General features: G+C 60.1%; 9 protein-coding genes. 7 read left to right on the top strand and 2 right to left on the bottom strand.

Going from position 1 to position 11,140, the window contains the following annotated elements:
* Positions 1-16: 16 nt before the first annotated feature.
* Both ACXRVY_RS08875 and bfr read left to right on the top strand, forming a co-directional pair.
* The gene (locus tag ACXRVY_RS08875; protein WP_223461665.1) at positions 17-1,471 is read left to right on the top strand and encodes a catalase; all 1,455 of its coding nucleotides are present in this window, start codon (positions 17-19) and stop codon (positions 1,469-1,471) included.
* Positions 1,472-1,620: 149 nt separating this feature from the next.
* A complete protein-coding gene (bfr, locus tag ACXRVY_RS08880; protein WP_223461667.1) occupies positions 1,621-2,085 on the top strand; it encodes a bacterioferritin in 465 nt (154 codons plus the stop codon).
* A gap of 64 nt (positions 2,086-2,149) precedes the next feature.
* Here bfr and uvrA read toward each other — a convergent pair whose 3' ends face one another.
* A complete protein-coding gene (gene uvrA, locus ACXRVY_RS08885; protein ID WP_223461669.1) occupies positions 2,150-4,984 on the bottom strand; it encodes an excinuclease ABC subunit UvrA in 2,835 nt (944 codons plus the stop codon).
* Positions 4,985-5,175: 191 nt separating this feature from the next.
* On the opposite strand from uvrA, the gene ACXRVY_RS08890 reads away from it, so the two are divergent.
* Both ACXRVY_RS08890 and ACXRVY_RS08895 read left to right on the top strand, forming a co-directional pair.
* A complete protein-coding gene (locus tag ACXRVY_RS08890; RefSeq protein WP_223461671.1) occupies positions 5,176-6,573 on the top strand; it encodes an MFS transporter in 1,398 nt (465 codons plus the stop codon).
* 9 nt (positions 6,574-6,582) lie between these two features.
* The gene (locus ACXRVY_RS08895) at positions 6,583-7,101 is read left to right on the top strand and encodes a single-stranded DNA-binding protein (protein ID WP_223461674.1); all 519 of its coding nucleotides are present in this window, start codon (positions 6,583-6,585) and stop codon (positions 7,099-7,101) included.
* A 125-nt stretch (positions 7,102-7,226) separates the two neighbouring features.
* On the opposite strand, the gene ACXRVY_RS08900 is transcribed toward ACXRVY_RS08895, so the two are convergent.
* Positions 7,227-7,775: a cysteine hydrolase family protein gene (locus tag ACXRVY_RS08900; protein WP_223461676.1), complete on the bottom strand. Its 549-nt coding sequence runs from the start codon at positions 7,773-7,775 to the stop codon at positions 7,227-7,229.
* 101 nt (positions 7,776-7,876) lie between these two features.
* Here ACXRVY_RS08900 and ACXRVY_RS08905 point away from each other — a divergent pair, with 101 nt between their 5' ends.
* From ACXRVY_RS08905 to ACXRVY_RS08915, 3 genes are all read left to right on the top strand, one after another.
* Positions 7,877-8,869, top strand: coding sequence for a GlxA family transcriptional regulator (locus ACXRVY_RS08905; RefSeq protein ID WP_223461678.1), 993 nt, complete (start codon positions 7,877-7,879; stop codon positions 8,867-8,869).
* Between the two features lie 303 nt (positions 8,870-9,172).
* Positions 9,173-10,282 carry a DUF3182 family protein gene (locus tag ACXRVY_RS08910; protein ID WP_223461680.1) on the top strand — a complete coding sequence of 370 codons (1,110 nt, stop codon included), beginning with the start codon at positions 9,173-9,175 and terminating at the stop codon, positions 10,280-10,282.
* Complete coding sequence (locus tag ACXRVY_RS08915) at positions 10,272-11,030, top strand: alpha/beta hydrolase family protein (protein WP_223461682.1); 759 nt, start codon at positions 10,272-10,274, stop codon at positions 11,028-11,030. The genes ACXRVY_RS08910 and ACXRVY_RS08915 overlap by 11 nt, the downstream gene beginning before the upstream one ends.
* The last annotated feature ends 110 nt before the right edge of the window (positions 11,031-11,140 follow it).

Raw genomic sequence — 11,140 nt, forward strand, 5'->3', positions numbered from 1 at the left:
GAGGAAGGAAGATCGCATGAGCCAAAACAAAACGCTTACCACCGCCAGTGGCGCTCCTGTTGCCGATAACCAGAATTCCCGTTCCGCCGGCCCTCGTGGCCCGTTGCTGCTCGACGACTTTCACCTGATCGAGAAGCTTGCCCACTTCAACCGTGAAAACATCCCTGAGCGCCGTGTGCACGCCAAAGGCTCGGGGGCCTACGGTACGTTCACCGTCACGCGCGATATCACTCAATACACCAGCGCGAAGCTGTTTGAGGCGGTCGGCAAGCAAACCCCCACTTTCCTGCGGTTTTCCACCGTGGGCGGTGAGCGTGGTTCGGCCGATACCGAGCGTGATCCGCGCGGCTTTGCCTTGAAGTTTTACACCGAGGAAGGCAACTGGGACATCGTTGGCAACAACACCCCCGTGTTTTTCATTCGCGATCCACTGAAGTTTCCGGACTTTATCCACACCCAGAAGCGTTTACCGCAAAGCAACCTGAAGAGTGCCCAGATGATGTGGGATTTCTGGTCGCATTCGCCCGAGGCGCTGCATCAGGTCACCATCCTGTTCTCCGACCGGGGTATCCCTGACGGATACCGCCACATGCACGGCTTCGGCAGCCACACTTACAGCCTTATCAACGCTCAAGGTGAGCGTCACTGGGTGAAGTGGCACTACAAGACCCAACAAGGGATCAAGAACCTCGCTCCTGCCGAGGCGGCGCGCCTGGCGGGTACCGATCCGGATTACGCCCAGCGCGACTTGTTCAATGCCATCGAGCAGGGTGATTTCCCGAAATGGCGCGTGTGCATTCAGATCATGAGCGAGGCTCAGGCGGCGACGCACTACGAGAACCCGTTTGATGTCACCAAAACCTGGTCGCAGAAAGAGTTTCCACTGATTGAAGTCGGAGTGCTGGAGCTCAATCGCAACCCGCAGAACTACTTCGCGGAAGTCGAGCAAGCGGCGTTCGGTCCCAGCAATATGGTGCCGGGAGTTGGTCTGTCGCCGGATCGTATGCTGCAAGGTCGGGTCTTCGCCTACGCGGACGCTCATCGCTACCGTGTCGGCACCAATCACCAGCAGTTGCCCGTCAACGCTGCGCGCAGTCCGGTCAACACTTACCAGCGCGATGGTTCGATGGCTTTTGGCGGCAATGGCGGTGCAGCGCCGAACTACGAGCCGAACAGCTACGTCGAGTCGCCGAAGCAGGCGCCTCGTTACGCAGAGCCAGCGTTGGCCCTCAGTGGTGCCGCCGATCGTTACGACCACCGTGAAGACACGGATTACTACAGTCATGCCGGTGCGTTGTTCCGCTTGATGACTGAAGAGCAGAAATCGCTGCTGGTCAGCAACATTGCCGGTGCGATGGCGGGTGTGTCGAGTGATGTGGTTGATCGCCAGCTGCAACATTTCTACAAGGCTGACCCGGCGTATGGAGAAGCAATCGCAAAGCTACTCAACGTACAGCTTAACGAAGTCTAAATGAGAAGCAGAACCGCCCTTGTTTGGGCGGTTTTTTGCGTTATTTCAGCCGCTTTTCTCAGAATATCTTCGCTTTTATTGCGTCTTGCGAGTGACGATAAGGGCATGTTGGTTCAAACTACAACTTTCAGGCAGGGAGATGTAGGGCGATGCAAGGCCACCCAGATGTGATCGATTACCTCAACACGTTGCTGACCGGCGAACTGGCCGCGCGTGATCAATATTTCGTCCACTCGCGGATGTATGAGGACTGGGGTTTCGCCAAGCTCTACGAACGAATCAACCACGAAATGGAAGAGGAAGCAGGGCACGCCGATGCCCTGATGCGCCGGATTCTGATGCTCGAAGGCACGCCGCGCATGCGTCCGGACGATCTCGATGTCGGCACCACGGTGACAGAGATGCTCGAAGCGGATTTGCGCCTGGAGTACAAGGTGCGGGCTGCGCTGTGCAAGGGCATCACGCTCTGCGAGCAGCACAAGGACTATGTCAGCCGCGAAATGCTGCGGGTTCAATTGCATGACACAGAAGAAGATCACACCTACTGGCTCGAGAAGCAGTTGGGTCTGATCAAGTTGATCGGGCTTGAGAACTACCTGCAATCCCACGCCTGATTCAGCGGATACAAAAAAGCCCCTGTCACTGATGAAGTGACAGGGGCTTTTTCGTGGGGCCAGGTTAAGCCCGATCACGCTCCAGCAGCGGTTTGAGGTAGTAACCGGTGTGGGATTGCTTCATCTCGGACACTTCCTCCGGCGTGCCGACGGCAATGATCTGACCGCCCTTGGAACCACCCTCCGGACCCAGGTCCACCAGCCAGTCAGCGGTCTTGATCACGTCCAGGTTGTGTTCGATCACCACCACGGTGTTGCCGTGGTCGCGCAGGCGATGCAGCACGTCCAGCAGTTGCTGGATATCCGCGAAGTGCAGCCCGGTGGTCGGTTCATCGAGGATGTACAGGGTCTTGCCGGTATCGCGCTTGGACAGCTCGCGGGAGAGTTTCACCCGTTGGGCTTCACCACCGGAGAGTGTGGTCGCCGATTGCCCCAGCTTGATGTACGACAGGCCGACGTCCATCAACGTTTGCAGCTTGCGCGCCAGGGCCGGTACAGCATCGAAGAACTCCCGTGCTTCCTCGATGGTCATCTCGAGGGTTTCGTGGATGTTCTTGCCCTTGTACTTGATCTCCAGGGTTTCGCGGTTGTAACGCTTGCTCTTGCACACGTCGCACGGCACGTAGATGTCCGGCAGGAAGTGCATCTCCACCTTGATCAAGCCGTCGCCCTGACAAGCCTCGCAGCGGCCGCCCTTGACGTTGAAGGAGAAGCGCCCCGGCCCGTAGCCCCGGGAGCGGGACTCCGGTACGCCGGCGAACAACTCGCGGATCGGCGTGAACAATCCGGTGTAGGTCGCCGGGTTGGAGCGCGGTGTACGGCCGATCGGGCTCTGGTCGATGTCGACGACCTTGTCCAGGTGCTCAAGGCCCTTGATGCTGTCGTGGACGGCCGCTTCAAGGGTAGTGGCGCCATTCAGCGCTGTAGCGCTCAAAGGGAACAGCGTGTTGTTGATCAGCGTCGACTTGCCGGAGCCGGACACGCCGGTCACACAGGTCAGCAGGCCGATCGGAATCTCCAGGTCGACATTGCGCAGGTTGTTGCCACGCGCGCCCTTGAGCGCCAGCGTCAGCTTCTTGTTGCGTGGTGTGCGCTTGGCCGGGACTTCGATCTTCACCCGGCCCGACAGGTATTTGCCGGTCAGCGAGTCCGGATGCGCCATGACCTCGGCCGGCGTGCCTTCGGCGACGATATGCCCGCCATGCACACCCGCGCCCGGGCCGATGTCCACCACGTAGTCGGCCAGACGAATGGCGTCTTCGTCGTGCTCGACCACGATCACCGTGTTACCGATATCACGCAGATGCTTGAGGGTGCCCAGTAGCCGGTCGTTATCGCGCTGATGCAGGCCGATGGAGGGCTCGTCTAGGATGTACAGGACGCCCACCAGGCCGGCACCAATCTGGCTGGCCAGACGAATACGCTGGGCCTCACCACCGGACAAGGTGTCCGCGCTGCGATCCAGCGACAGATAGTCGAGACCGACGTTGACCAGGAACTGCAGGCGTTCGCGGATTTCCTTGAGGATCTTGTCGGCAATTTCCCCACGCCTTCCGGTGAGCTTGAGCCCGCCAAAATAATCGGACGCATCACCGATAGGCAGGTTGGTCACTGCCGGCAGGGTTTTCTCGCCGACCCACACGTGCCGCGCCTCACGCCGCAGGCGGGTGCCGCGGCAATCCGGGCACGACTGGGTGCTGAGGAACTTGGCCAGCTCTTCGCGCACCGATGCCGATTCGGTCTCGCGGTAGCGTCGCTCCAGGTTCGGCACGATGCCTTCGAACGGATGCGAGCGTTTGACGATATCGCCACGGTCGTTCAGGTATTTGAAGTCGACGTTTTGCGAACCGCTGCCGTGCAGGATATTTTTCTGCTGGTCAGCGGCCAATTCGTTGAACGGCACTTCAAGGCTGAATTTATAGTGGGCCGCCAGCGACCCGAGCATCTGGAAGTAATAGACGTTGCGCCGATCCCAGCCACGAATCGCCCCTTCGGCCAGGGTCAGTTCGCCATTGACCAGGCGCTTGATGTCGAAGAACTGCTTTACTCCCAAACCATCACAGGTCGGGCAAGCGCCCGCCGGGTTGTTGAAGGAGAACAGTTTTGGCTCAAGCTCGCTGATGGCGTGACCACAGATCGGGCAGGCGAAGCGTGCGGAGAAGATCATCTCTTCACCCGGCTCGTCGTCCATCGGGGCCACCAGGGCGATGCCGTCCGCCAGTTTCAGCGCGGTCTCGAAGGATTCCGCCAGGCGTTGTTGCAGGTCGGCGCGAACCTTGAAGCGGTCGACCACGACATCAATGGTATGTTTTTTCTGCTTGTCGAGCTTGGGTGCTTCGTCCAGCTCGTAGAGCTTGCCGTTGATTCGGGCGCGGACGAACCCTTGGGCGCGCAGCTCTTCGAAAACCGACAGGTGCTCGCCTTTGCGCTCGCGGATGACCGGCGCCAACAGCATCAGTTTGCTGCCCTCCGGTTCGGCGAGGACCAGGTCGACCATCTGGCTGACGGTCTGCGCTTCCAGCGGGATATCGTGATCCGGGCAACGGGGAATACCCACGCGTGCATAAAGCAGACGCAGGTAGTCGTAGATTTCGGTAATGGTGCCGACCGTCGAGCGCGGGTTGTGCGAGGTGGACTTCTGCTCGATGGAGATCGCCGGCGACAGGCCTTCGATGGTGTCGACATCGGGTTTTTCCATCATCGACAGGAACTGCCGGGCGTAGGCCGACAGCGATTCGACGTAGCGGCGCTGACCTTCGGCGTACAGGGTGTCGAACGCCAGGGACGACTTTCCGGAGCCGGACAGGCCGGTGATGACGATCAGCTTGTCCCGTGGCAGGGTCAGGTCGATGTTCTTCAGGTTGTGGGTTCGAGCCCCACGAATCAGGATCTTGTCCAAGGTGGCCTCGCTTGGCGGGCGTCGAAAACGTAGGAGTATACGGCCAAATACTGGATGGATGCACACTATCAAACGAGTGGGCTACTGTCTTACATGAAGAGTGTGTCAGCAATGCGCGTCAAAGCGTCGCGATATACCCTGCCAATCGAAGGGACTGGTAGAATCGCCGCCGGTTAACATGAGGTTTTTCCATGCACGATCCCCACAGCGAGCGCATGAGTGGCAGCGAGACCCGCGCAGCAAGCGGTCTGGCCCTGGTGTTCGCCTTCCGTATGCTTGGCATGTTCATGGTGTTGCCGGTTCTGGCGACCTATGGGATGGATCTGGCCGGGGCTACTCCGGCCCTGATTGGCCTGGCGATTGGCGCTTATGGGCTGACCCAGGCGGTTTTCCAGATTCCTTTCGGTTTCATTTCCGACCGCATCGGTCGCCGCCCGGTGATTTACCTGGGCCTGATCGTGTTTGCCCTCGGCAGTCTGCTGGCAGCCAATGCCGATTCGATCTGGGGTGTGATTGCCGGGCGAATCCTGCAGGGCGCCGGGGCGATTTCCGCGGCGGTCATGGCCTTGCTGTCGGACCTGACCCGCGAGCAGCACCGGACCAAGGCCATGGCCATGATCGGCATGACCATCGGCCTGTCGTTTGCGGTGGCCATGGTGGTCGGCCCGCTGCTGACCCGCGCCTTCGGGCTGTCCGGGCTGTTCCTTGCCACGGGCGGCATGGCGTTGTTCGGCATCGTGATCGTGATGTTCATGGTGCCGCGCTCCACCAGCCCGTTGCARCATCGCGAGTCCGGTGTCGCGCGCCAGGCGCTGATCCCGACCCTCAAGCATCCGGACCTGCTGCGCCTGGACCTCGGCATTTTTGTCTTGCACGCGATGTTGATGTCCAGCTTCGTCGCCTTGCCACTGGCGCTGGTCGAGAAGGCCGGGCTGCCCAAAGAGCAGCACTGGTGGGTGTACCTGACCGCGCTGCTGATTTCTTTCTTCGCCATGATCCCGTTCATTATCTACGGCGAGAAGAAACGCAAAATGAAACGAGTTTTACTCGGCGCCGTCGTGACGCTGATGCTCACTGAGCTATTCTTCTGGCAGTTCGGCGATAGCTTGCGGGCTCTGGTGATCGGTACGGTGGTGTTCTTCACCGCATTCAATCTGCTGGAAGCTTCGTTGCCATCGCTGATCAGCAAGGTTTCACCGGCGGGCGGCAAGGGTACGGCGATGGGGGTTTATTCCACCAGCCAGTTCCTGGGCTCGGCACTGGGGGGCATCCTCGGCGGCTGGCTGTTCCAGCATGGCGGTCTGTCGGTTGTGTTCCTCGGATGCGCCGGTCTGGCTGCCCTCTGGCTGGCCTTTGCTGTTACCATGCGAGAACCTCCCTACGTGACAAGCCTGCGCTTGCCGTTGTCGCCCGAGGCGATCCGCGAAGCGGGTCTGGTCGAGCGCCTGAAGGCGGTCGTAGGGGTAACAGATGCAGTGATAGTCGCTGATGAAGCGGCCATTTACATCAAATTGGACACCGAACTATTGGATCGCACCACCCTTGAAAGCCTGGTGAACAACTCGGCCGGGGCAGCGTGCGTAGCCTAGGAGAACGTAATGGCCCGTGGGGTTAACAAAGTCATATTGGTCGGCACTTGCGGCCAGGATCCTGAAGTTCGTTACCTGCCCAATGGTAACGCCGTGACCAACTTGAGTCTGGCGACCAGCGAACAGTGGACCGACAAGCAAACCGGTCAGAAAGTCGAAAAAACCGAATGGCACCGTGTGTCGATGTTCGGCAAAGTGGCTGAGATCGCCGGCGAATACCTGCGTAAAGGTTCGCAGGTGTACATCGAAGGCAAGCTGCAGACCCGCGAGTGGGAAAAAGACGGTATCAAGCGTTACACCACCGAAATCGTGGTCGACATGCAAGGCACCATGCAGTTGCTGGGCGGTCGTCCACAAGGCGACCAACAGGGTCAGGGCGGCGGTAACAACTACCAGCAATCCGCTCCGCGCCAGCAGGCTCCGCGTCCACAGCAGTCGGCACCGCAACAGTCGCGTCCGGCGCCACAGCCGGCTGCTCCTCAGCCGGCTCCGGATTTCGACAGCTTTGATGACGATATTCCGTTCTAAAGCAGCTGCAAGCCTCAAGTTACAAGCTACAAGCTACAAGCTACAAGCTACAAGCTGACAAAACAAAACCCGCACTTCGGCCTGAAGTGCGGGTTTTTTATGGGCGGTGGAATTTAACCGCAGACTCAGGCCGCGAGGAAATCGTTGGTCGACACTACGCTGGCATACGCAAACGCCAGGGCTGCCATGAACGCCGCATGAACCTGCGTCGCCGGAACTGTCACGCCATTGAACTCCAGGTCACGGGTCGCGCAGGCGTCGTGGATCACGGTTACCTTATAGCCAAAGTCCGCCGCCGCACGGGTGATGCCGTCGACGCACATGTGGCTCATGCTGCCCACGACCACCAGTTCCTTGATGCCTTGCTCGTCGAGGATCGATTTCAGCTCGGTTTCGCGGAATGAATTGACGAAGTGCTTGAGCACCACAGGCTCGTCGGCGCGGTTGAGAACTTTGGGGTGGAGCTTGGCGCCTTCGGAGTTCGGGGAGAAAAACGGTGCCTCTTCGGAGGTGAATTCGTGGCGGATGTGCACCACCGAATCACCGGCGTCGCGGAAGGCCTTGATCAGGCGTGCGGCGTTGTCTGCGGCGGCGTCGGCACCGACCAGCGGCCACTTGCCTTGGGGGAAGTAGTCGTTCTGGATATCGACTACGATGAGCGCTTGCTTGGCCATGACTGATTCCTCGAAGTGTGTGTTGGTGTGGAATGAAGTATTGGCGCTGGCAGACGATCCGGGGATTGGCCGCACCGACAATAAGAGGGGGAAAACTGACAATGGATGCAGAAAGGGCAATCGCCGAGCTCGGTGTGCTGATCTATCCCGGCGCGCAGATGGCGGCGGTGCATGGCTTGACGGACTTGTTCGGGGTGGCCAACCGGATCGCCGCCGAACATCAGTCTGCGCAGTTGCCGCTGTTGCGGGTCAGCCATTGGCAGGTCGAAGGTGATCAGCCGCCAGTTCGGGTCTTCAACAGCCATCCCGGTCCGGAGCGCACCCCGGTGGCCGTGTTGATTCCGCCATCGATCGCCGGTTTTTCCGAAGGCCAGGCGCCACAGGGATTGATCCGCTGGTTGCGCGAGCAACATGCCAGCGGCGCGACGCTGGGCGGGGTTTGCGTGGGTTCTATCCTGTTGGCCGAAAGTGGTCTGCTCGACGGTCGTAGCGCCACCACCCACTGGACCTCGGCCAAAACCTTTGCCGAACGTTACCCGGCGATCAGGCTCAAGGCCGACACACCGATTGTCGATGACGGTGATCTGATTACCACCGCCGGGCTGATGGCCTGGTCCGAACTGGGTTTGCGCCTGGTCAACCGGTTGTTGGGACCGAGCATTGCCACCAATACCGCACGTTTTCTGGTGGTGGAGCACAGCGACAGCGCCAGTGAGTGCGGCAGCAACTTTGCGCCGATCCTCGGTCATGGTGATGCGGCGATCCTCAAGGTGCAACACTGGCTGCAAAGCACCGGGGCAATCGATGTGTCGCTGGCGGCGATGGCCGAAAAGGCAGGGCTGGAGGAGCGCACCTTCCTGCGAAGATTCCGCGCGGCTACCGGGCTCAAACCCACCGAATACTGCCAGCATCTGCGAGTCGGCAAGGCCCGGGAAATGCTCGAGTTCACCAACGGCACCATCGACCATATCGCCTGGACCGTGGGTTACCAGGACCCCGGGGCGTTTCGCGCGACGTTCAAGAAAATCACCGGGCTGGCGCCGAGTGATTATCGGATGCGGTTTGGGGTGACACCGGGGGCGGCGCCGCGCTAGACGCAGCACCACAAACATACTGTGGGAGCGAGCTCGCTCGCGATGAGGGCATGACATTCAACATTGATGTGTCTGACACACCGCTATCGCGAGCAAGCTCGCTCCCACAGGGTCGGGTGTGCGGGTTTGAATCGTGCAAAATGCCGGAATTTCAAAGGGCGTCGTGCAGAATAAAACAGGCATCATGCCATCACTTTCTGCGCAACAGGCTGATTTGAAAACCCTTTCCCCGTACACAGGCTTGGCCTGATCTCTGCACCCCTTCAGCTACATTCATCAAGCGTCGATTGAAGGGGGGGGGGCATGACCCCAACAAACCGCAAGAAACTGGTGGTCGCCCATTCGGTGCTCGCCGATGCGCCACTGCATGAAGTCGAAACCAACCGTGCACTGGCCCGCTGGCTGGCGCAGATACTGGGGCTCGAGTACGGCGGCAGCTACGACCCGCAGTTGCACGACGGGCAGGACCTCTACCTGTTGCCGACCCAGACCCTGGTGGGCGCTGCGGTTGCCCGGCAACTCGGGGTCAAGGGGCCGGAGGACTTGTGGGGCGGTTATGTCGACCACGACTTCATATGCACCAAAGCCATCAGTCATGGATTGCTCAACCACCATGCCCATGCACCGCAAGGCTGGGCACCATTGTTTTCCGAGCGGGTGCGCAGTGTCGTGCTCGACGGTCTCAGTGTGTTCTCGCTGGAGGATGCACGGCCAGCGGCGAAGCATCTGCTCTATACCGGCCCGATCCGCCTCAAGCCGATTCACGCCTGCGCCGGGCGGGGTCAGGAAGTGATCGACAGCCTCGACCGGTTCGACGAAATCCTCGCCCGACCCGAAGCCAAAACGCTGTTCGCGCAAGGCGTGGTGTTGGAGCAGGACCTGGATCAAGTGATCACCCACAGCGTCGGTCAGAGTTTCATCGGCGACAAGGTGCTGAGTTACTGCGGTGAACAATACTTGACCAAGGACGCAAGGGGCGAAGAGGTGTATGGCGGCTCGAACCTGTTGGTGGTGCAGGGCAGCTACGTCGATTTACTGAAGCTGGACCTGGCCGATGATGTGCGGGTGGCTATCAAGCAAGCGCAGGTGTTCGACAGCGCCGCGGATGAAGCCTATCCAGGTTTCTATGCATCGCGGCGCAACTACGACATCGCTCAGGGCATCGATAGCGACGGCAAACAGCGCAGTGGCGTGCTCGAACAGTCCTGGCGCATGGGCGGTGCCAGCAGCGCCGAGGTAGCGGCCTTGCAGAGTTTCGTCAACGATCCGGGGATGCGCGCGACTCGTGTGTCTTCGGTGGAAACCTACAGCGATCAGCCGTTGCCGGCAGACGCCATCGAGGTGTATCGCGGGCCGGCGCAGACCAGTGACTTTCTCCTCAAGTATGTGACGGTTAAATCCTATGACGGCTAGAAGCGAATCCATTCAGATCGACATCGACAACGAACAGATGAGCGGGACTTTTCTGAGCCCCAAATCGAAAGTCCCCGGCGTGCTCTTCGTGCACGGTTGGGGCGGCAGTCAGGAGCGGGATCTGGAGCGCGCCAAGGGCATCGCCGCGTTGGGCTGTGTCTGCCTGACGTTCGACCTGCGCGGACACACCGGCGGCACCGGTATTCCATTGTCCCGGGTGACCCGCGAAGACAACCTGCGTGACCTGTTGGCAGCCTATGACCGATTGCTCGCGCACCCGGCTCTCGATACGTCGGCGATTGCCGTGGTCGGCACCAGTTACGGGGGGTATCTGGCCTCGATTCTGACCTCGCTCAGGCCGGTGCGTTGGCTGGCGCTACGGGTACCGGCGTTGTATCGCGACGAGCAATGGCACACGCCGAAACGCGATCTGGACAAACTGGATCTACGTGATTACCGAGGTACCCTGGTACGTGCCGACAGTAACCGCGCGTTGCATGCCTGTTCGCAGTTCACCGGGGATGTCCTGCTGGTGCAGTCCGAGACCGACGAATACGTGCCCCACGCGACGATCATGAGCTATCGGGCAGCCTGCCAGCAGACGCACTCACTGACCCACCGCATCATCGATGGAGCCGACCATGCCTTGAGTGACCCGATTTCCCAGCAGGCCTACACCTCGATCCTGGTGGACTGGATTACCGAGATGGTGGTGGGGGAGCGGTTAAGCATTATTCAATCCCAGTGATTTTCGGTGAGCTTGCGGACGCCATCGCGGGCAAGCCCGCTCCCACAGTTGATCGTAGACGAGCACAAAAATGTGTTCACCCTGGCTCCCTGTGGGAGCGGGCTTGCCCG

The sequence above is a fragment of the Pseudomonas sp. P5_A2_2 genome (assembly GCF_054177685.1).

Coding starts and splice junctions, on each gene's coding strand:
- ACXRVY_RS08915 (WP_223461682.1), top strand. CDS start 10,272: ATGACGGCTAGAAGCGAATCCATTCAGATCGACATCGACAACGAACAG.
- ACXRVY_RS08895 (WP_223461674.1), top strand. CDS start 6,583: ATGGCCCGTGGGGTTAACAAAGTCATATTGGTCGGCACTTGCGGCCAG.
- bfr (WP_223461667.1), top strand. CDS start 1,621: ATGCAAGGCCACCCAGATGTGATCGATTACCTCAACACGTTGCTGACC.
- ACXRVY_RS08900 (WP_223461676.1), bottom strand. CDS start 7,775: ATGGCCAAGCAAGCGCTCATCGTAGTCGATATCCAGAACGACTACTTC.
- ACXRVY_RS08905 (WP_223461678.1), top strand. CDS start 7,877: ATGGATGCAGAAAGGGCAATCGCCGAGCTCGGTGTGCTGATCTATCCC.
- ACXRVY_RS08875 (WP_223461665.1), top strand. CDS start 17: ATGAGCCAAAACAAAACGCTTACCACCGCCAGTGGCGCTCCTGTTGCC.
- ACXRVY_RS08910 (WP_223461680.1), top strand. CDS start 9,173: ATGACCCCAACAAACCGCAAGAAACTGGTGGTCGCCCATTCGGTGCTC.